A 20058-nucleotide genomic window follows, 5' to 3' on the forward strand; every position below is an offset into this window, starting at 1 on the left:
GGGATTTGAACCCCGGTCCGCGGGTTTCTCCGGGTCAGAGCTCCAAAGGCTCATCCCCGCTCAGCAAACCCGCAAGTCCTCATACCTCTGGAGCCCGCGATGATGGACCAGGCTACACCACGCCCCCGTCCGGGTTTAGCTTAGCCCAATCATATTTATAAATTTTGCCCCACACGGAAGTTTTATTAACATTAACTCACAAAAATAATACCGGTGGTTCCCATGGAGGAGCCCGTCGTTATTGGAAAGGATAAGTTCAAGATTGGGGAAGACGAGACCGCAAAGAGGGAGCTTCGCGTTATCAAAGTCCATGACGACGTCATCCAGCTCCAAGAGGAGGTTCACGGAATAATAGCCCTCGTCGGTGCAAGCTCAAGCGTGAACGTCAAGAAAGAAGAACTCAAGAACCTCATAAAGGTCGTGAAGGAACAGTTCGGATGGGAGGATATCTGCGACTAAGGAATCTCCTCCCACGCAGGGACAAAAGGGCTTTTTTTACCGCTTCTTTGTGTATCATCACAGGTGATATTAACGCTTTATAAGCATGGAGGTCGTTAAAGTCACCGGTGGTAGCCATGCTGGTTGGGAAGAAAATCACCCTCAGCGTTATCAAGGCTGATGTTGGTGGATGGCCCGGGCACTCCAGGGTTCACCCCCAGCTCATAGAAACCGCAGAGGAAATCCTGAGCAAAGCCAGGGAAGAGGGGACAATAATAGACTTCTATGTCACAGGATGCGGCGACGACCTTCAGCTGATAATGACCCACACAAAGGGGACCGACAGCCCTGAGATACACGGACTCGCATGGGAGGCCTTCAAGGAGGCAACGAAAGTCGCCAAGGAGCTCGGCCTCTACGGGGCTGGCCAGGATCTGCTCAAAGACGCCTTCAGCGGTAACGTCCGCGGTCTCGGGCCCGGAGTTGCGGAGATGGAGTTCACCCTCAGGAAGAGCGAGCCAGTGGTTACCTTCCACATGGACAAGACGGAACCCGGTGCCTTCAACCTGCCAATATTCAGGATGTTCGCAGACCCCTTCAACACGGCCGGTCTCGTTATAGACCCCAAGATGCACGTGGGCTTCCGCTTTGAGGTCTGGGACATTCTAAAGCACAAGCGCGTCATTCTCAACACGCCCGAGGAGCTCTACGACCTGCTGGCACTCATTGGAGCAAAAAGCAGGTACGTCATCAAGCGCGTTTACCCGAAGGAGGGCCACCCGCTCCCGACGGACGAACCAGTGGCTGTTGTAAGCACAGAGAAGCTCTACGAAGTTGCTGGCGAATACGTTGGAAAAGACGATCCAGTGGCGATAGTCAGGGCCCAGAGCGGGCTTCCGGCCCTTGGGGAAGTTCTTGAGCCCTTCGCCTTCCCGCACCTCGTCAGCGGCTGGATGAGGGGTTCACACAACGGCCCGATAATGCCCGTTTCAATGTGCGACGCCAATCCCACCCGCTTCGACGGCCCGCCGAGGGTGGTAGCGCTTGGCTGGCAGATAAGCCCGAAGGGAGAGCTCGTCGGTCCGGTTGACCTCTTCGACGATCCGGCATTCGACTACGCGAGGCAGAAGGCACTTGAGATAACCGAGTACATGCGCAGGCACGGGCCCTTCGAACCGCACCGCCTACCTCTGGAGGAGATGGAGTACACGACCCTTCCGGGGGTTCTCAAGAGGCTTGAAGACCGCTTCGAGGATATTGAGTGACCCCCTTCTCCCATTTTTGAAAGGCAACTGATTTATATCATCAAGCTAAACTTTTACGGTGGAATCCAATCGGAAGCCTTAAATATCGTTCAGCAGAGAGCTAACACCCGGAGTGATACACGGGGGTGCTAATATGAGGTTCACGGTGCTTCATCTCAAGCTTGATGAGGGAAATGTTGAGGGCGAGGAAATCGAGAAGAAAGACGTTTACGGCATCATAGACTACGGAATTGAGCTCCATGAAGAGCTTGGAACCCATGGCATAGACCCATACGACCCGAGAAACATCGTGGTAATGGGTATGGGACCCTTCTCAGGTTCAATCCTACCTGGAGCGCACCGGCTCATGTTCTTCTTCCGCTCACCCCTCTACGGAACGCTCTTCCCCTCTGCCATGGGTGGAGCGGCTTACGCCTTTAAGAACGTCGGAGTTGACTTTGTGACCTTTGAGGGGAAAGCCGAGAAGCCAGTCGTTGTGCTCCTCTACAACGACGGCGAGAACGTGAATGTCGAGCTCCATGAGATAGAGCTTGAGAAAATCATTGAGATCTGGAGGGACTACAAGGGCGAGGAAGGCGTCTATGCACTCACCCAGTACCTCATAGATACCTTCGGTGAGCGCTTCGACTTTGAGTACCGCATAGCGGTCGTCGGGCCTGCTGCACTCAACAGCAATTATGGCGCCATATTCTCCCAGACACTCAGGAAGGGCAAGCGCGTTGTGGGTAGCGAGGACTGGGCCGCTAGAGGCGGCTCTGGAAGTGTTCTCCTCAGGGCCCACAACGTCGTCGGAATAATTTTCGGCGGAAAGCCGAGGAAGAGGGCCTTCCCGGGGGAGGACATCTCATCCTTCAGAACGGCGAAGGAGATAGTTGAGGGCGTCCACAAAAAGCCCTACAACGACATCATAGCGGAGAAGACCGTCAAGTACAAGTACAATCCAAAGCTGAAAACCGGTGGAACCTTTGGAGGGAACTACCCAGCTGAGGGCGACTTCGTGCCAATCCTCAACTGGCAGATGCCATACATCCCGAAGGAGGAGCGCATAAAGATACACGAGGCCATAATGAAGTACTACTGGGAACCCTTCAACAAGGAGGCTATAGAGCCGAAGAACTGGACGAACTGCGGCGAGCCGTGCCCGGTTGTATGTAAGAAGTACGCCAACGGTCACCACATCGAGTACGAGCCAAGGGAGGCCAACGGCCCTCTCAGTGGCGTCATAACACTCCGCGCGAGTGACATAAGCGTTCCTGCGGTGGATGCGATGGGCTTTGACGCAATAGAGTTCGGTGGCACAGCTGCGTGGGTTCTTGAGCTCGTCCACCGCGGACTTCTCAAGCCTGAGGAGGTCGGGCTGAGCGATAGGCCGGACTTCACGAAGGATGCTTTGCTTGAGAGGCCCGTAGAGGCGAGCGAGAAGAACGCCAAGCTGGTTGCAGAGCTGGCCCACAGAGTAGCGTTCGCCGAGAACGAGATAGCGAAGATACTCGGCCTCGGCAAGAGGAAGGCGAGCGTAATCCTCGACGAGAAGTTCAAGGACAGGCTCAGCTATGGAGAAAGCTTCAAGGACTATGCAGTCTTTACACCTCTCGGCGAAGATGGCGAGATGACTCCAACGATGTACTGGGCCATCGGCAACTACATCCCGCTCCCGATACAGGGAAGATACTGGACGTTCTACCAGTTCGGCGTCTTCCTTGAGCCGGAGGAGCTCGCGAGCAAGATAATAGCGAGCGCCCTCTGGGAGTTCTGGTACGACAACGTTGGCTGGTGCCGCTTCCACCGCGGCTGGATGAAGCCGGTTCTCAAGGCCCTCTTCATGGAGGCCTATGGCGAGAACGTGGACATGGAGGAGCACGCTAGGAAGCAGATTAAGCGCCTCATCGAGTTCGCGAGGAAGGCCGGCTACACGCCGGTATTCTGGGACTCAATGAGGGTCATTGACCTTGTCGCCAGGGGAAGCGAGGAGTTCGGGAACGTCAGGTGGGCGGAGAAGTTCAAGCTGGACAAGGTCGGAACTGCCAAGGAGTACCTTGAGAAAGTTCTCGATGCATACAGCGAGGAGCTTAGGGTTGAGTGGAGATTATAAAAATAAAGCGGAGATTTTTATCCCTTCTTTTTATACAGGACGATAGCCACAGCCCCCATACCCAGTACCACAAGGAAGTAAAGGAAGCTCATCGAAGGTATTGTCCCGCTGTTTCTCCGTGGATTTTTATCAAAGAGATTGAATTCCTCAATCTGAAGTGTGGCGTTCATCATCCGTGAAGTTGTCCTGACCGTTAGGTAGTGGACGGGTTCAATTTCAGTCGGCGCTTCAAAGGATTTAATTATGTTCCCGTTTTTCAGCATTATTTTCCTGTCGGCTAACATAATGGTTACATTCCCGCCCTTTTTCCATTCTCCCAGGCTGAATGTTTTTGATGGAAAGAATGCATAAACGCTGCCGTTGAGGTCAAAGTAGAGAGTTACTATCGGGGCCAGAGACGGATATTTCCCGCCGATTGAAGACACAAGGATTCCTGGGCCTCTTATAAAGGTCACGTTGGCGGTACTGACGTTCAAAATCCGTATTATCATAACGTCTCCCGGAGTTAAGTTGAACTGTGTCCAGTTCTCGTTTATCGTGGCTTTTATGGTTACCTTGGTACTCCCTATACAGAGCCCATAACTCGACGCCATTAGCATTCCCAGCAAAATCAATCCAACCAGTTCTTTGTGCATTCTGTATCCCTCCTAATCATTCTCTCAACTCCGTAGAGGACAAGAAGTCCAAGAAGTGTGGGTGCTAATATTGCTATGGTGAGGATACCTGAACCTGAACTAACTGTGGAAACCAAGGTAAAGACAAAAAGTCCAACCGCAAACGTCCTCGTGGTTTCTACACTTTCAACGCCTGCTGTAACATATATAATGGGCGCTAAAAGAGCAAGTAAGAGATGAAGCAACGTTATATCATCGAAAACATAAACTATCCTAAGGGACAGGAGGGATAGAACAAAGATTAGTGCCACAGCCTTTTTCCTAAGCGTAGATGGCTTTAGGAGTGAAATTAATGCTCCAGTTAAACCTAGAATTAACAGCGCGATTCCCTTTGCAAGGCCAGCCAAGATGGCAAAAAGTAAATAAGAAAGCACTAGAATCACCTCTCTTGAAGTCCAGCTAAGCTCTGGGTTTCTGGACTTGCTTTTATCGTTTCGGGAAGGCCTTGTATGCTTTTGTTGATGAGAAGTTAGTCTTCGTCCTTATAAGTTTTTCTTTATTTTAAGTAAGAATTTTCGTTTTATTTTGAGTGTTAATCTTAAGATAAACTAAAAGAACCCCGAGTAAAAGAGTTGCATGACCATGCAACGGCCAAAGTCTTATAATTCTCCTCATGTCATCTCTTCAGGTGGTAGAATGAGGGCTGTCATCATAGGCTCAGGAATAGGTGGGCTCTTAACTTCATCATTCCTGGCAAAGAACGGCTACGAGGTTACAGTCCTCGAAAAGGCTCCCTATCTTGGCGGCCGCTTCACGAATCTAAACTACAAAGGCTTCGGCCTCTCAACGGGGGCATTCCACATGCTCCCCCACGGCGAAGACGGGCCTCTGGCTTACCTACTAAAGCTTCTCGGTGCAAACGTTCAGATAGTGAACTCAAACCCGAAGGGCATGATATTCTACGGGGGCAAAACCTTCCACTACAGAGAAGGCTGGAAGTATCTCGGCTGGCGGGAGAAAGCGAGGGCCACCAAACTCCTCCTCGACATAAAGCGCGGAAAGCTTCCCGTCGATGACCCCGAGATGAGCGGGCGCGAGTGGATAAGGGAAAAAATAGGCGACAACGAGTTTGCTGACCTCTTCATCAAAAGCTTCCTCGGCTGGGCCGACAGTGTTTTGGACGTTCCGGCTGGAGAGCTAGCGAGGGAGATAAAAGCGGCCCTGAAGTGGGGAGGGCCCGGTCTCGTTAAGGGTGGCTGTAAAGTAATAACGGACGAGCTGGCAAGGCTTACCGAAGCCAACGGCGGAAAAATCCTCACGAGGAAGAAAGCGGTAGAGATTGAGCCCGAGGAAAAAAAGGTCATCACAGCAGATGGCGACGAGCTGAACTATGACGTTCTCATCTCCAACATCGGCATAAAGGAGACGGTTGAACTCATCGGAAGGGACTACTTCGACCGCGATTACCTGAAGCGCGTTGATTCCCTTAAGCCGAGCGAGGGGATAAAGTACAACGTTGCCTTAAAAGGCAAACCGAGGATCGGCAACACCGTGGTCTTTACCCTCGACACCGAGAGGATAAACGGCTACAACGAGCCCTCCAGCATCTCTCCAGAGCTCGCGAAAGAGGGCTACACCCTGATAATGCTCCACCACGCGCTCCAATCAAAGAACGTCAGGGCCGAGCAGAGGAAGGGCATCGAGGACATCTACCGCATATTCCCGAACCTCGACGATGAAGGAGAAATCCTTCTGATCCAGACCTACCTCAACGGAAACCCTGTCAACAGGGTTGCCAGCGGACAGACTGTTGAGGATTTCCCGGTTAAAGATGTGTACATCGTCGGCGACGCCTACAAGCTCCCCGGAGGAATCGAAGTCGAAGGCATCGCCCTAGGCGTCATGAGAAACCTCGAAAAACTTGGCCTCGGAACTTTCGGGGAGTGGTACCTCTGAGTTTTCCTTTACATTTGTCGAAGGGCCATTTCCTTACCCGAACCTTCTTCAGATGAACATGATTGAAGTCTAACGAACATTTTTATCCTCGCGGACATACCCATTCACAGAGGTGAGAGCATGAAAAGGGTCGTCATAGCACTGGGTGGCAACGCGATTCTCCAGAGGGGTCAGAAGGGGACGTACGAGGAGCAGATGGAGAACGTGAGAAAAACCGCGAAGCAGATAGCGGAAATAGTTGAAAGGGGATACGAGGTAGTCATAACCCATGGCAACGGGCCTCAGGTTGGGGCTCTTCTTCTCCACATGGATGCGGGCCAGCAGCTCTATGGAATCCCCGCCCAGCCGATGGACGTGGCTGGAGCGATGACACAGGGGCAGATTGGCTATATGATAGGGCAGGCCCTCATAAACGAGCTGAGACAGAGAGGGATAGAGAGACCAGTCGCCACCGTGGTGACGCAGACAATCGTGGACAAGAACGACCCGGCCTTCCAAAACCCGAGCAAGCCCGTCGGGCCTTTCTACGACGAGGAGACAGCAAAGAGACTCGCGAAGGAGAAGGGATGGACAGTCATTGAAGATGCTGGAAGGGGCTGGAGGCGCGTTGTTCCAAGCCCTGACCCGAAGGGTCACGTCGAGGCTCCTGTCATAGTTGACCTCGTTGAGAAGGGCTTCATTGTTATAGCGAGCGGTGGCGGTGGTGTCCCGGTCGTTGAGGAAAACGGCCAGCTTAGGGGTGTGGAGGCAGTAATAGACAAGGACTTGGCTGGAGAAAAGCTAGCTGAGGAAGTAAAGGCAGACATCTTCATGATTTTGACAGATGTAAACGGGGCCGCGATAAATTACGGGAAGCCAAATGAGAGGTGGCTGGGAGAAGTTACGGCGGAGGAGCTGAGGCGCTATTACCAGGAGGGCCACTTCAAGAAGGGTAGCATGGGGCCGAAGGTTCTGGCCGTAATAAGGTTCGTTGAATGGGGAGGGGAGAGAGCCATCATAGCGTCCCTCGAAAAGGCCGTTGAAGCCCTTGAGGGGAAAACTGGAACTCAGGTTCGTTCCAAAGGTTAATATACCCCTTTTGCATCTTTACCCTCTGGTGATCCGATGGACAGTACCGCAAGTGGATTTTTAAGTTCCCTGATATGGTGGCTCTTCTTCCTCTACCTGCTCCTATGGCCCCAGATGCAGTACAAGGGGCTTCAGATGGCGAGGGCCAGACTGCTCCAGCAGCTGTCCCGCAAGAGGGGCTCAACGGTAATAACGATGATACACAGGCAGGAGAGCATAGGACTCTTCGGGATTCCCTTTTACAAGTTCATAAGCATAGAGGACAGCGAGGAAGTCCTGAGGGCCATAAGGATGGCCCCCAAGGACAAGCCGATAGACCTGATAATCCACACGCCGGGTGGACTCGTTCTGGCTGCGACTCAGATAGCGAAGGCCCTCCACGATCATCCGGCTGAGACCAGGGTGATAGTCCCCCACTACGCGATGAGCGGTGGGACGCTGATAGCCCTTGCGGCGGATAAGATAATAATGGACCCCCATGCCGTTCTCGGGCCAGTTGACCCTCAGCTCGGCCAGTATCCAGCACCGAGTATCCTGAGGGCCGTTGAAAAGAAAGGCCCCGAGAAGGCAGATGATCAGACTCTCATCCTCGCGGACGTCGCCGAGAAGGCCATAAGACAGGTCCAGGAATTCGTATATAGCATCCTGAAGGACCGCTATGGTGAGGAGAAGGCGAAGGAGCTGGCGCAGATACTCACCGAGGGCAGGTGGACTCACGACTACCCGATAACCTTCGAGCACGCCAAGGAACTCGGGCTCCACGTTGAGAGCGATGTGCCCCCGGAAGTTTACGCCCTGATGGAGCTGTACAAGCAACCCATGAAGCAACGCGGAACGGTCGAGTTCATGCCCTACCCACAGAAGGCGGAGAACTCGAAGTGACCCAAACTGAAGTCGGAAAAGAACAGCCAAAAAGTTTTTATTTACCCCCTCCTTTTTCAGTCCAGATGTCGAGTGAGGAAAGCTGTTCTAAAAAGTGAAGAGGGGTAAGAGCGATGCCAACGGTTAAAGTGGACCCAGAGGAAATTAAGAGGATCAAGAGAGAACTTGAGGCCCTTGAGAAGGAGAGAAATGAAATCAGGGCCAAGCTGGAGGAGCTTGAAAAGGAGCTCCAGGTCTGGATTCAGAAGAGGGATGAAAAGAACAGGGAAGTCCAGCAACTCCGCCAGAAGGGGAGGGAATACAAGGCCAAGCGCGATGAAATCAACCAGAAGATACAGGAGCTCAAGAAGAACAGGGAGGAGATAAACGCAAAGCTCGATCTCCTCTACCAGGAAATACTCGAATACAAGACCAAGAGGGACGAATACAACCAGCTCAGAAGGCTCAAGATGCCACCCGAGAAGATACAGGAGAGAATAGAGAAGCTTGAGTGGGAGCTCCAGACCAACCCGAACATAACCCCCGAGAGGGAGAAACAGATCGTTGATCAGATACAGGTTCTCGCGACAGAGCTTGAGATAATACAGCAGGCCGACCGCTTCCACAAGAAGCTCGTTGAGACGAGGAAGAAGGTTGACCAGCTTAAGAAGGCGAGAAAAGCGATAAGCCTTGAGATACAGAAGTTAGCGAACCAGAGCCAGCAGTTCCACGAGCAGATGATACAGGCATTCAACAAGGCCGACGAGGTCAAGAAGGAAGCCGATGAGTACCACGCCAAGGTCGTCGAGCTCCGCGAGAAGGTCAGAGAAGTCAGAAGGCAGCTCCGCGAGCTGGAGAGGAAGATAAGGGAGTATGACGAAAAGCATAAGGAGCTCATAGCATATCGCCTCGTCGCTAGGATGAGGGCAAAGAGGGATGCCAACTTCGAGAAGGCCGTTGAGGCCCTTGAGAAGTTCAAGAGGGGCGAGAAGCTTACACTTGATGAACTGCTCCTCCTCCAGAGGTACAACCTCGTCTGAGGCCTGACCATGGAGGTACTCAAACACGAGGGCCCCGGAAGGCTCGGGCTAGTCCGCCTTGGAGAGTACTCCTTCAGGACGCCCGCGTTGGTAGGGGTAGACTTCACGCTCTCCCCCTTCAACTCCTTCTTCCACCCGGACGAACCCGGTAACTACGACTTTAATCTAGCACCCTCAATACCCCTCGGCTTCTACACGCCCGAGGATGTTATAGAAAAGGCCATAGGCAGGCTCTGGAGCGTGAACTACGAGGGATTTAACGCCTTTTACCTGCCGGCTTTGAGGAGAACCGAGTATTTAGGGGAATTCTTCAAGATAATCGAGAGGTACGGCTTTGAGGCGGTCTACCTCGGCAACTCCAAGATTCTGGTTAAGGAGTACCGTTACTTCGTTAAAATCCTGCGCGAGTTAAGGGAGAGGTTCCCCAACGTTATGATAATAGCCGACCTTGAGCCCTTCTTCTATCCTCTCGCCGTTTACCTCGGCGTTGATGCATTTGATACGCGCTCGCTAAAGCTCTACGACTTCGAGGGCAAAGGCTTCACCCAGTTCAGCCCCTTCATCTGGAGTAAAGAGCCGAACTCCCTCGACTTCGCGAGGGAAACCATTCTACTCGTTAGAAAATCCCTCGAAGAGGGAAAGCTCCGCTATCTTGTTGAGAACTTCTTCCACACCCAGTACCACGCTGGAATACTCCGCATAGCCGATTTGGAGCAAGCTGATTACCTCGAAAAGTACACGCCCATACAGAAGGAGACCGTCTACTTCATAAGCGACGCCTCGATAAGGAGGCCAGAGGTAAAGCGCTGGCATTCTCGCGTTATCGAGCGCTTTGTCCCACCGAAGAACACCGAGTTGCTTCTCCTCTTCCCGTGCTCGGCTAAAAAGCCCTACTCCTTCTCCCGCTCCCACACCCTCTACAGGAAAGCTATGAAAGAGGCTTTAGGCTCGGGAATAAGCAGGATCCACGAGCTCATACTAACTTCGCCCTTCGGTGTCGTTCCAAGGGAGTGGGAGTGGTTAGCTAAATACGACATAGTGGTTACAGGCCACTGGAGCGAGGAGGAGATAAAACCTGCCGCCGAGCTTTTAGCCAAAACCCTCGAAAAGTACCCGAAGGAAGTCCCCATCATAGCGCACCTCGATGAGGCCTACGTTGAGATAGCCAAGCTTGCAGGCGAGCTGAGCGGAAGGGAAATAATCTTCACGGAAGTGAAGAAAGGTACGACGAGCAGGGAGAGCCTAAGGGCCCTTACCGACACCCTAAAGGAGTTCCAGCTTGAGGGGAGCAAGGAAGACAGAACCTACCGCTACTTCGAGAACATTAGGAAGGTCTTCGACTTCTACTTTGGCGCAGGCGCTGGAGAGGCGGTTCTTCCAGAAGACGGCCACGTCAAGGGCTCGAAGATGCTCCGCATTTTCGTTGACAACCAGCAGACAGGAACCTTCAGGGAAGGCGTTATAAGCGTCACGCCCTTCGGCATGCAGCGCATCTACGATGAGCTTAAGGCCTACTGGGTGAAGATTGACTTCGAGCTTAGGGGAGACGTTTTTGCGGTTGGCGTGAACGAGGCCGACGAAAGGATTCGCCCTGATGACATAGTCGGTGTTGTGAGAGACGATAGAGTTGTCGGTGTTGGGAAGGCGGTTCTGTCTGGAGAGGAGATGGTTAGGGCCAAGAAGGGAGTAGCCGTTAAGGTGAGGAAGAGAGCTTAAAATTTTAAAGACTCTTCCCCATTCTTCTACCATGCCCAAGCACTTCAAGCGCGGGGTGAAGAGGGAGCACCACTTTCTGAAGGGCCTTGAGAAGCCTTTAGAAGGGATAGCCAGAATTCCCGGTGTTAAAAAGGTCATCCCGGGCAGGATATATGCGAGCGATTCGAGGGGCTTTGAGATCAAGGTTTCCTGCGAGACAAAGACGGGGTTAAAGCTCATAGCAAAGAGTGACGGTTCCGTTCAGGAGGTCTTTCTTGTTGTGGATAGGGCCGATAGGGAAAGGGTTAGGGAGGAGATTGAGGGACTTTTTAGGAGTGAAAAAAGTTAAATTGATTCTGTGAAATACACCAACCATGCGGAACGAAGCAAGGCTCTTGTGGGAGCAGGCTCTGGAAGACCTGAAAACTGCAGAGGCTTTGATTGAGGTTAAAAGGTATTATGCCAGCGTGTTCTTTTCCCAACAGGCTGCGGAAAAGGCGTTGAAGGCCCTTTACATTGAATTAAAGAGAGACTTCCCTCCTAAAACCCACAGTCTTCTCAGGCTGGCCGACGAGCTGGAGATCAAAGATGAGGACATTATAGACGCCCTTCTTGACCTGAATCCGGAGTACATCGTGACGAGATACCCAGACGCTGCAAACGAAGTGCCCGCTAGGATTTACAACGAGAGAATGGCCGTTGAGCATCTTCAAAAGGCCAGGAAGGTGATCGAGTTTTGCAGGGAAAAGCTTGGACTTTGAAAGTTGCGAAGGTCATGAAGGAACATTATCCAGATGCAAGGATAGTTTTCTTCGGCTCCCGAATTAGGGGAGACTACCTCAAGGACAGCGATTATGATATCATCGTTGTCTCAAAGGCCTTCCGTGGAAAGCACTTCACCGAGAGATCGAGCGACGTTCTGAGACTCCTCTGGAAGGCGGGAATAATTGGAGACTTTGAGATTTTATGCTACACACCCGAGGAGTTCGAGAGGAAGAAAAAGAGGCTGGGGATTGTGAGAGAGGCCCTGAGGGAAGGGATTGTTATTTAATGCAATCAGACTTCCGCTGGTCTATCGGGCTGAATTTTTCCACTCTTAATCTACTATACCCTTCGGTGGAAGAGAAAATGCGGCGGTTGGTACTGATTGCTGCGGTTCTGGCCGTTCTAATCTTGGTCACAATTCCTAGCGTTGGGGCATGGGAGATTTACTATTTGACCATTGCATATAAGGATAAATACGGGGACTATGAGATAAAATTCAATCCTATCATTGACTCATCCAATTCAACATTGCCAGCGGATCTTCAGAGGATTGTAGAGAAAGCCTGCAAACCCGATAGAGCTATTGTGTTCGTGTTCCACGATAGAAAAAAGCCGCGGATTAAAGCCCTGTATGATCCAAACGGGCAACTATATGCCAAAGGAATCTCAGCTTACTATGAGATCAAGGGGGAAACTGGATACGATCCCGCAGTCCCCTGTCCCGACAGGAACCGTCCCGGCTACTGGACGATAGTCTTCAGCGATGGCACTTCCGTGAGGTTCTACGTGCCAGAGAAGACCCACGCCTTCAGCGTTCAGGCGATCTGCGGCCCGGAATTCTCGCTCTCCTCTCGCTGTTGCTGATTGGAATGTTGAGAAGAAAGAACCATAAAACGTAATCTTTCTTTTTATTCCTCGAACTCCAAGACAAGCCAGTGTCTGCTTCCCTTTAGTTTCATTGAGACTCTGTTTTTGCCCCCGACTACGCGAGAGGCGAAGGGTCTGAGTTCTTCCACAACACTCCTGTCCCTTCCCCTAAAGGTTATCTTCAGAGGAAGCTCACTTATCAGGAGCGCGTTCCCCCTGAGAAGGTAGTACTCCTTCCAGGGGCCCACTAACCGAAAACCGTGCTTTGATAAAATCCTGATAACCTCTTTTGGCATTATCTGGTAGAGCTTTAGCATGTTGGCACACCTATTCGTTTTGCGATTCTGTTGAACTCCCTCTCAAGGTTTGCCTGCTGAACCCGCCTGCATAAGTAATCAAAATCTATTTTGTCGGCAAATTTAAAAACTTCCTTTATATCGCTATAGTCTTTCCTTTCAAGGGACATCAGTTTAGTTACAATTAGGTCCTCCAGCGAAGGAAGGTAAAGGTTTCTGTAAACTCTTCTAGCCCTCCCTTGAAATTCCTCGTCAAGAAGTAGCATAGGAGTGTTTAGGTCAACCTCAAGGCCCCTTTTTGACTTCACAAGCAGACCCCATGATCTCCACTGAACCATGAATCCACGCTTTCTGAGCTCTTTGGTCAGGGTATCCCTCAACGTCTTTAGGTCCTCAACTGTTATCATCAAGTCGATGTCCTTCGTTGTTCTTGTTATGGCCCCGTACATCAGGAGGGCGCGGGCGCCTATGAGATACGCCCTAGCTCCAACTGCTTCAAGCACTTTAAGGATTTCCTCAAGCTCCTTGGGAACTTCCAACAGCCTCACCCCAAATCTCTCTTTCCCTCGAAGAACTCGATTAATTCCTCGTCGCTTATCTCCTCATCTGCCTCCGTATAGCCGAGCTCTCTCTTCTGGAGCTCTACCAGTCCCGGTGTGAGCAAGAGCTTCCCGTTCAGCTTTGGCACCGCGTAGTGGAGCGTTATCTCGCTGAACTCGTCGAGCTTTACCGTTGGGTTCTCCTCGTACTCTATCTCGTTGAGCCTTTTTCCGTCCGCTATGAGCTTCGCCACTATTGAGGCACCATCTATTGAGTACTGGGGCTTTCCAATGTGCCTGACCTTAACGCCCTCCATCTTCGACGTTATGAACTCCCTCGTTCTGCCCCTTGGAACCGCATCGCCGAGGATTCCGCCGACGACTATCACCGTATCCTCATCAATATCCTCTGGCCTGAGCTCCTCCTCCGCCTGAAGGTCAAGGACTATGAGCTTGGAGCGGTCGAAGGGGAACTTCGTTACGCTCTCGCTTATAACGCTCCCGAGCTTGGCCAGCTTCTCCCTCTCGTCCTCTCTCACGTTCGTGAATATTAGCTTATCCTTCCACCACTCTGCCACGTGACTGTACTCAAGCCAGAGCCAGTCGCTTATATCCTCAAGATGCTCTATCACAAGGTACGGCATGCTCCCACCGGGGAGCCGTTGGGTGAGGTTTTTAAAAGCCCTGCGGTAGTTTCTCCATGTCGTTCAGGGAGAAGTACGCGAGAATAGCCAGCCACTACGAGACGCTGGAGAGGCCACTCGACAGGTTCTTCTGCCCGCTGAGGAAAAGGGCCATCTCTTTCATCGAGGGGGAGAGAATTCTGGAGGTGGGCATCGGGGTCGGCAAGACCCTGAAGTACTACCCCAAGGACATCGAGCTATGCGGAGTAGATGCAGTTCCGGAGACCCTCAAGCTGGCCGAGGAAAAGGCCGACAAGCTGAAGCTTAATGCCTGCTTCCAAGTAGCTGACGTCGAGAATCTCCCCTTTCCGGACAACACCTTTGACACCGTCGTTTCCTCCTTCGTCTTCTGCACCGTACCTGAGCCGGAGAGGGGCTTGGCTGAGATAAGGCGCGTCCTCAAACCCGGCGGAAGGGCCATCTTCCTCGAACACACGAGAAGCGACTCAAGGCTTGTTGACTACCTTTTCCTCCTCCCGATGAAGCTCATCCTAAAGCCCCTTCTCGATGATGACCCCCCTAAGGAACACCCACGAGCTTGTAGAGAGGTTCTTCGAGCCGGAGCTTGTTGAGAGTTATTACAGGGGTGTAGTGAGGCTGATTGTAGCGAGAAAGCCGGGATAAAATTTTTAAAGAGGGCCCACTTACTAACGACCGGGTCGTGCGGTGGTAGTCTAGCCTGGTCTAGGACACCGGCCTCCCAAGCCGGTAACCCGGGTTCAAATCCCGGCCACCGCACCACACTTTTCTGGGTAAAGCTTTTAGCCTTCGGGGGGAACTTAAATTGGGAGGTGTTGTCATGGAGCCTCACGAGTTCAAGCTCAACGAGGAGGGCATAAAGGCCGTTCTTCCTCCCCTTGAGGCAGAGATTATGGAGCACATGTGGAAGGTCAAGGTGGCAACCGCCGGCCAGGTTTACGAGTACATGAAGAAGAAGCACCCCGACATAAGGCGCTCCACCGTGAGCATACTGATGAACAGGCTCTGCGAGCGCGGTCTTCTCAAGAGGCGCGTCGAGAGGGGAAGGGGCGGGATGAGGTACGTCTACTCGATAACGACAACAAGGGAGGAGTTCGAGGAGAAAGTGGTCCAGAGCATACTCGATGCCCTCATGCAGAACTTCAGGGAGGCAACGTACGCATACCTCTCAAAGATCAAGAAGTGATGGGATATGCTGTACGCCGTGATACCCCTTGAGGCAATCCTGATACTCTACGCGCTGGGGAGGTCTGGCCTCGCCCTCATCCTGGGGGTATCCTTCACGCTTGCAATAATCTACCTCTGGTCTTCGAGGCACAGGTTCGGCGATGAGTTAATGCCACTGGAGAGAAGGGAGTTCCCCTGGCTCTACGACGGCATAGCCGAGCTCGCCGAGAGGGCGGGTATTGTTATGCCGAAGGTTTACCTCCTCGATGATTACATACCCAACGCCTACTCCTTCGGTAACACGATAGTTCTCTCGCTGGGCCTCTTCGAAGTCCTCGACAGGGACGAGGTTCTGGCGGTCGCTGCCCATGAGCTCGGCCACATAAAGAACGGGGACACGATGCTCTTTCCGGTGGTTACCTACGGGAGATATCTCTTCGCCGTGACGACGTTGGTTCTTCTGGCCCTGGGCTCAAACTTTGTGAGACTCCTGGCACTACTCCTCTACATCGGCTACGAAGTCGAGAGAAGCTCCTTTATGAAGGGCAGGGAGTTCAAGGCCGACGAGACGGCGCTGAGGCTGTTGAAGGTGCCCATGAGCCTCAGGAAGGCCCTTGAGGAGCTGAAGTACTACGAAGACCTGAGGGAAACCGTAAAGGTCAGCGGTGTCCCGAGCATAGAGCCGGGCATAGAGAGGGAGAAGAAGTTCACGTTCATCCCAGAGACCCACCCAACGTATGAGGAGAGGATATGGCGCATAACCTATGAGATGAACCAGCTTGCGAACAGGAACCTGCAGTGATGGGTATGGGAGTAGAGATAGTGCTAGACGAGGAGAAGGCGGAGAGGATAAAGCGGGTCAGACCAACGAAGGACGAGTACTTCATGCTCATAGCAAAGCTAGTCTCTCTGAGAGCAACCTGTCCGCGTCTGAGAGTTGGTGCGGTGGCAGTCAAAGACGGCTACATTCTGGCGACTGGATATAACGGTGCACCAAGGGGAATGGACCACTGCATAGACGTTGGCTGTCTCATAGTTGACGGCCACTGCCACAGGGCTGTCCATGCGGAGCAGAACGTCATAGCGATGGCGGCTAGGAAGGGCATAAGCCTTGAGGGAGCGACGCTCTACGTTACCCACTTTCCCTGTGACACCTGCTTTAAACTTCTAGTCAACGCTGGCATAAAGGAGATCGTCTACGAGGAGATGTACCCCAACGAGGCCACAGAGATACTCCTGAAGGAGGCACAGGAGAAGGGAATAATAAAGATAAGGCAGTTCAAGCTCCCAAAGGAGCGCGTGAGGCTCTTCCTTGAGGAGCTCTTCGGCGAGGACTTCTAACCTTTCTCCTCAAGCTTTTTGAGCCTCTCGTTTATCTCCTCAAGCTCTATCGCTATCTTCCTTGTCAGCTCGGTTATCTCCCTCTCGGTCCTGTCAACGGCAAGATAAACCTTAAACAGCAGGAGGTAGGAGAGGCCTATCGCCACTATGAAGAGGGCATCGAGACCCCTTCCGAGGCCAAGGATAGTCTTTATGAAGTTGGCCAGCTCGATTGGGAAGAGGGCTATGACAAGAAGAACCCCGAGCAGAACCTCCCAGAAAATAAGGTCGCCCCATTCGAGCTCTCTTTTCCCGTATTTCCCGATGACGTAGAGCATCAAACCGGCGGTAACGATGATCGCTATGTACTGCACGGCGTACATGGGCATCACCTCAACTTGTCAAACAGCAGGTTGAGGGCAATCTTAATCCCCTCAAATATGTTGGTGCCCTTCTTCATGGAGTATTCGGTGTAAACGGCCCTTATGGGAACCTCGACGATCCTGCATCCTGCCTTGGAGGCCTCGATGATTATCTCGCTCGAAACGGCGTAGCGGTCGCAGGTTATCCTTATCTTGGACAGGCACTCGCCGCTCAGGCACCTGAGCCCGCTCTGACTGTCGCTGACGTACTTCCCGGCGAAGATTGCAGTCACGAAGTCGAGAACGAAGTTGCCGAACCTCTTGACGAAGGGCATCTCGCTCGTGTCACCCTTGAGCCTTGAGCCGACGGCGAAGTCCGCCCTGCCCTCAGCAACCGGCCTCATAACGCGGAGCGCATCCTCAACGAGGTGCTGGCCGTCGGCGTCGAAGGTTAGCACAATTTTCGCCCCCCTCCTCAGGGCGTAGGCGAAGCCGGTCCCAAGTGCACCGCCCAGCCCCCTGTTGACGAGATGCCTAAGAACGTGGACGCCGTAGGACCTCGCTATCTCCTCAGTCCTATCTCTGGAGCCGTCGTTTACGACAACAACCTCATCACGCCTGAAGTACTTCAGGAGCTCCTCAAGGACAGAGCCTATGGTTTTCTCCTCGTTGTACGCCGGAACAACAACGTAGCTTGAGAAGAGCCTTTCGAGGAGGGCCTTCAGCTTCGGCAGGTTCTCCACCTCGAAGTCGGGTTCCGCCTCGACCTGGAAGCTCATCCTTCCGGCGTTGTGGCCCGTTACCAGAACCGTTAGGGCGCCAACTTCTCTCGCCGGAATCACGTCGTAGCCGTGGTCGCCTATGACGAGGGTCTTCTCCGGCGGAACACCGAGGGAGGAGATAATCCTCCTCAGCTGGCCGGCACTGGGCTTCAGTTCCTCCGGAGGGACATCGTCCCTTGTGGAGATTATGTCGAAGTAGCCGATTAGACCGTTCATCTCAAGGGCTTTAACGGCGGCACTTCTGGAACTCCTCGTCATGATGGCGAGCTTCACGCCCCTATTCTTCAGGAATTCGAGGAGCTCAGTGGCCCCTTCAAAGGGGAAGCTCTCCTCCATCCTTTCTGTCTCCAGTCCAACGAGGATTGAATAAAGCTCCTCGAAAGGTATCCCCGTTTCCCTCGAAATCCTCAGGAGACCCTCATACATTGGGGTTAGGTCACCAACGACTTTCTCATCTATTCCCATTCCGATGAGCCTCTTCCTGAGCTCTTCCTTTATCTCGCTGAAGGGCCTTTTGGCCCCGATGAGGGTGCCATCGAGGTCGAAGACGGCCAGCCTTATATCCATGCTATCACCGAAGGGTTTATTTTTGGTGAGACCAAGGTGCCTTGGTGTCAGAGATGCTTGGAACGGCTTTCTTTATAGCTTTAATCCTCTCGGTCACGCTGACGCCCTACGTGGCCGGGCTCATGAAAAAGGCCGGTGTTGTGGGGCGGGATATCCATAAGCTTGAACAGCCCGAGGTTCCCGAAATGGGGGGCCTCGCTGTGGTAATGTCAGTTGCCCTCGCCACGTCATTAGTCGGTGTTGATGGCGTACCCGTTATTATCTTCCTCCTCTTCGCCCTCATCGGTGTTCTCGATGATCTTACGGCCCTAAAGCAGTTCCACAAGGTTCTACTGTCAATCCTAGTGGCCCTTCCGGTGGCACTCGTAAAGGTCCCGGATTGGGTGAGCTTTCCCGGTTATGCCATCAACCTCAGTGTGCTGTATCCCCTCTTCGCCATCCTCTTCGTTGTCGGCTCGGCAAACCTCGTGAACATGCTGGCCGGCTTCAACGGCCTTGAGGCCGGGACGAGTGCCATAGCCCTCGCCTTTCTGGCCCTAATAACCGGGGGCACCGCGAGGGAGTTAGCGCTCGCCGGCCTTGGGGCGTCCCTCGGGTTTCTACTCTGGAACAGGTATCCAGCGAGGGTCTTTCCCGGCGATACGGGAACACTTTCACTGGGGGCCCTCATAGGGCTCGTGGGAATCCTTGGAAAGGTCGAGTTCTACGCCGGCCTGCTCCTCATCCCCCATTTCATGGACTTCACGATAAAAGCAATAGGGGTGCGCTTCGGTGTCAGGAAGCACGGGCGCACCGAAGTTTTGCCGGATGGAACCCTTAAGGCCCCGCCTTACCCGAGCTTCCTCGGGCTGATAATGAGAAAAATCAGGGTGAACGAGCCGAAGCTCGTCGCGATGGTCTGGCTCATTGAGCTTTCCCTTGGTCTTCTCGTCCTCTTTCTGACTCGATTACCTTGACCATCCCGAAGCCATACCTCGTTTTTTCTCCAAAGCCGTTCTCGTAGCCGAGCTTCGCTATCTCCTCGGAGCCGGAATACCTGAAAACCATGAGGGAGCCCCGGTAGTAGACGTTCCTGACGAGTATCCTGACGGGCTTGAACTTTATGACCTCGATTCTGAAGTCCTTGTTGGGTGGCATCTCACCGTAGAGGGTAGAGTACCTGAGGAGCATCACCTTGCGGAGCTTGTCCTGGAACATGGGGTCGTCGGGATATAGATCCCATACCTTCATCTTCCCGTCCACGAGCCTGACCGTCCTCACGAGGATGGGGCTGAGGGTGGAAAAGAGGGAATTGCCCTTAAGCTTTGGCTCCCTGAGGACTCTAACGTCCTCCGCTATAAAGGTCGCGTCCTCTATTCTAAGCGTTGGGCTGTCTATGAAGCCCTCGCTTATGGCCTTTATGACCTCCGGCGAGTGAGACGAGACGTAGAGGGAAACGTCATCCGAGAGAACCCTGATGCCCCTCTCCGGTACTATCTCCCTCTTCCTTATCATTATCCTAGAGAAGGTGAAGTAGTCAACCTGACTCGCCTCGACTTCTCTTGCAAGCTCGGGGGATACTATGCTTATCTTCTCAAGGAGCTGGGTGTAAACGTCGTAGTTATAGTTAAACGGCAGAAGTGTGTCATCTTCAGCGGGCCTAAGTTTAATCTCCACTCTCATTCCACCACCCCATGTTCTACACTATACCCTAGTAAGTATC

Annotated in this window: 25 protein-coding genes and 1 tRNA gene; 18 read left to right on the forward strand and 8 right to left on the reverse strand. The window is 52.8% G+C overall.

What is annotated here, in order from left to right; all coding sequences use genetic code 11:
- The first annotated feature begins 222 nt into the window (after window positions 1-222).
- From MVC73_RS05395 to gor, 3 genes are all read left to right on the forward strand, one after another.
- Window positions 223-459, forward strand: a complete 237-nt coding sequence (locus tag MVC73_RS05395; protein ID WP_297508047.1) for a hypothetical protein — start codon at window positions 223-225, stop codon at window positions 457-459.
- 116 nt (window positions 460-575) lie between these two features.
- Window positions 576-1703 (forward strand): fructose-1,6-bisphosphate aldolase/phosphatase, encoded by a 1128-nt coding sequence (fbp, locus tag MVC73_RS05400; protein ID WP_297508050.1) that lies wholly within the window; start codon window positions 576-578, stop codon window positions 1701-1703.
- A 133-nt stretch (window positions 1704-1836) separates the two neighbouring features.
- The gene (gene gor, locus MVC73_RS05405) at window positions 1837-3795 is read left to right on the forward strand and encodes a glyceraldehyde-3-phosphate:ferredoxin oxidoreductase (RefSeq protein ID WP_297507960.1); all 1959 of its coding nucleotides are present in this window, start codon (window positions 1837-1839) and stop codon (window positions 3793-3795) included.
- A 17-nt stretch (window positions 3796-3812) separates the two neighbouring features.
- Here the strand turns inward: gor and MVC73_RS05410 are convergent, their stop codons facing one another.
- Window positions 3813-4430 (reverse strand): hypothetical protein, encoded by a 618-nt coding sequence (locus MVC73_RS05410; RefSeq protein ID WP_297507963.1) that lies wholly within the window; start codon window positions 4428-4430, stop codon window positions 3813-3815.
- Window positions 4406-4843: a hypothetical protein gene (locus MVC73_RS05415; RefSeq protein WP_297507966.1), complete on the reverse strand. Its 438-nt coding sequence runs from the start codon at window positions 4841-4843 to the stop codon at window positions 4406-4408. The genes MVC73_RS05410 and MVC73_RS05415 overlap by 25 nt, the downstream gene beginning before the upstream one ends.
- A gap of 262 nt (window positions 4844-5105) precedes the next feature.
- Here MVC73_RS05415 and MVC73_RS05420 point away from each other — a divergent pair, with 262 nt between their 5' ends.
- The 9 genes from MVC73_RS05420 to MVC73_RS05460 all read left to right on the forward strand — a co-directional run bounded on the left by MVC73_RS05420 (window position 5106) and on the right by MVC73_RS05460 (window position 12658).
- Window positions 5106-6365 (forward strand): NAD(P)/FAD-dependent oxidoreductase, encoded by a 1260-nt coding sequence (locus tag MVC73_RS05420; RefSeq protein ID WP_297507969.1) that lies wholly within the window; start codon window positions 5106-5108, stop codon window positions 6363-6365.
- A gap of 120 nt (window positions 6366-6485) precedes the next feature.
- On the forward strand, window positions 6486-7433 hold the full coding sequence (arcC, locus tag MVC73_RS05425; RefSeq protein ID WP_297507972.1) for a carbamate kinase: 948 nt from the start codon (window positions 6486-6488) through the stop codon (window positions 7431-7433).
- Window positions 7434-7469: 36 nt separating this feature from the next.
- On the forward strand, window positions 7470-8315 hold the full coding sequence (locus tag MVC73_RS05430; RefSeq protein ID WP_297507975.1) for an ATP-dependent Clp protease proteolytic subunit: 846 nt from the start codon (window positions 7470-7472) through the stop codon (window positions 8313-8315).
- A 113-nt stretch (window positions 8316-8428) separates the two neighbouring features.
- Window positions 8429-9334 carry a coiled-coil protein gene (locus tag MVC73_RS05435; RefSeq protein WP_297507977.1) on the forward strand — a complete coding sequence of 302 codons (906 nt, stop codon included), beginning with the start codon at window positions 8429-8431 and terminating at the stop codon, window positions 9332-9334.
- Between the two features lie 9 nt (window positions 9335-9343).
- On the forward strand, window positions 9344-11050 hold the full coding sequence (arcS, locus tag MVC73_RS05440) for an archaeosine synthase subunit alpha (RefSeq protein WP_297507980.1): 1707 nt from the start codon (window positions 9344-9346) through the stop codon (window positions 11048-11050).
- A gap of 31 nt (window positions 11051-11081) precedes the next feature.
- Entirely contained in the window at window positions 11082-11378 is a 297-nt protein-coding gene (locus MVC73_RS05445) for a DUF2103 domain-containing protein (RefSeq protein WP_297507983.1), read from the forward strand.
- Between the two features lie 25 nt (window positions 11379-11403).
- Complete coding sequence (locus MVC73_RS05450) at window positions 11404-11790, forward strand: HEPN domain-containing protein (RefSeq protein WP_297507986.1); 387 nt, start codon at window positions 11404-11406, stop codon at window positions 11788-11790.
- Window positions 11787-12080 carry a nucleotidyltransferase domain-containing protein gene (locus MVC73_RS05455; protein WP_297507989.1) on the forward strand — a complete coding sequence of 98 codons (294 nt, stop codon included), beginning with the start codon at window positions 11787-11789 and terminating at the stop codon, window positions 12078-12080. The genes MVC73_RS05450 and MVC73_RS05455 overlap by 4 nt, the downstream gene beginning before the upstream one ends.
- A 65-nt stretch (window positions 12081-12145) precedes the next feature.
- Complete coding sequence (locus MVC73_RS05460) at window positions 12146-12658, forward strand: hypothetical protein (protein ID WP_297507992.1); 513 nt, start codon at window positions 12146-12148, stop codon at window positions 12656-12658.
- 44 nt (window positions 12659-12702) lie between these two features.
- On the opposite strand, the gene MVC73_RS05465 is transcribed toward MVC73_RS05460, so the two are convergent.
- From MVC73_RS05465 to MVC73_RS05475, 3 genes are read right to left on the reverse strand one after another with little or no spacing between them, the layout of a single operon-like run.
- Window positions 12703-12978, reverse strand: coding sequence for a hypothetical protein (locus tag MVC73_RS05465; RefSeq protein ID WP_297507995.1), 276 nt, complete (start codon window positions 12976-12978; stop codon window positions 12703-12705).
- Window positions 12972-13505 carry a nucleotidyltransferase gene (locus MVC73_RS05470; RefSeq protein WP_297507997.1) on the reverse strand — a complete coding sequence of 178 codons (534 nt, stop codon included), beginning with the start codon at window positions 13503-13505 and terminating at the stop codon, window positions 12972-12974. The genes MVC73_RS05465 and MVC73_RS05470 overlap by 7 nt, the downstream gene beginning before the upstream one ends.
- The gene (locus MVC73_RS05475) at window positions 13502-14140 is read right to left on the reverse strand and encodes a hypothetical protein (protein WP_297508000.1); all 639 of its coding nucleotides are present in this window, start codon (window positions 14138-14140) and stop codon (window positions 13502-13504) included. The genes MVC73_RS05470 and MVC73_RS05475 overlap by 4 nt, the downstream gene beginning before the upstream one ends.
- A 56-nt stretch (window positions 14141-14196) precedes the next feature.
- Here MVC73_RS05475 and MVC73_RS05480 point away from each other — a divergent pair, with 56 nt between their 5' ends.
- The 5 genes from MVC73_RS05480 to MVC73_RS05500 all read left to right on the forward strand — a co-directional run bounded on the left by MVC73_RS05480 (window position 14197) and on the right by MVC73_RS05500 (window position 16666).
- Entirely contained in the window at window positions 14197-14751 is a 555-nt protein-coding gene (locus MVC73_RS05480) for a methyltransferase domain-containing protein (protein WP_366938937.1), read from the forward strand.
- 91 nt (window positions 14752-14842) lie between these two features.
- Window positions 14843-14920: transfer RNA gene (locus MVC73_RS05485), tRNA-Gly, on the forward strand.
- Window positions 14921-14978: 58 nt separating this feature from the next.
- Complete coding sequence (locus MVC73_RS05490; protein WP_297508003.1) at window positions 14979-15344, forward strand: BlaI/MecI/CopY family transcriptional regulator; 366 nt, start codon at window positions 14979-14981, stop codon at window positions 15342-15344.
- A 6-nt stretch (window positions 15345-15350) separates the two neighbouring features.
- Window positions 15351-16127, forward strand: a complete 777-nt coding sequence (locus MVC73_RS05495; protein ID WP_297508006.1) for a M48 family metallopeptidase — start codon at window positions 15351-15353, stop codon at window positions 16125-16127.
- 5 nt (window positions 16128-16132) lie between these two features.
- Window positions 16133-16666 (forward strand): cytidine/deoxycytidylate deaminase family protein, encoded by a 534-nt coding sequence (locus MVC73_RS05500; RefSeq protein WP_297508053.1) that lies wholly within the window; start codon window positions 16133-16135, stop codon window positions 16664-16666.
- Here the strand turns inward: MVC73_RS05500 and MVC73_RS05505 are convergent.
- Entirely contained in the window at window positions 16663-17028 is a 366-nt protein-coding gene (locus MVC73_RS05505) for a DUF2304 family protein (protein WP_297508056.1), read from the reverse strand. The genes MVC73_RS05500 and MVC73_RS05505 overlap by 4 nt on opposite strands.
- Before the next feature lie 5 nt (window positions 17029-17033).
- Complete coding sequence (locus MVC73_RS05510) at window positions 17034-18356, reverse strand: glycosyltransferase (protein ID WP_297508009.1); 1323 nt, start codon at window positions 18354-18356, stop codon at window positions 17034-17036.
- Window positions 18357-18409: 53 nt separating this feature from the next.
- On the opposite strand from MVC73_RS05510, the gene MVC73_RS05515 reads away from it, so the two are divergent.
- On the forward strand, window positions 18410-19312 hold the full coding sequence (locus MVC73_RS05515) for a glycosyltransferase 4 family protein (RefSeq protein ID WP_297508059.1): 903 nt from the start codon (window positions 18410-18412) through the stop codon (window positions 19310-19312).
- Here MVC73_RS05515 and cas6 read toward each other — a convergent pair.
- Entirely contained in the window at window positions 19260-20018 is a 759-nt protein-coding gene (gene cas6, locus MVC73_RS05520) for a CRISPR-associated endoribonuclease Cas6 (protein ID WP_297508012.1), read from the reverse strand. The genes MVC73_RS05515 and cas6 overlap by 53 nt on opposite strands.
- Window positions 20019-20058: the final 40 nt, after the last annotated feature.

The organism is Thermococcus sp. (assembly GCF_027052235.1).
GTDB lineage: Archaea > Methanobacteriota_B > Thermococci > Thermococcales > Thermococcaceae > Thermococcus.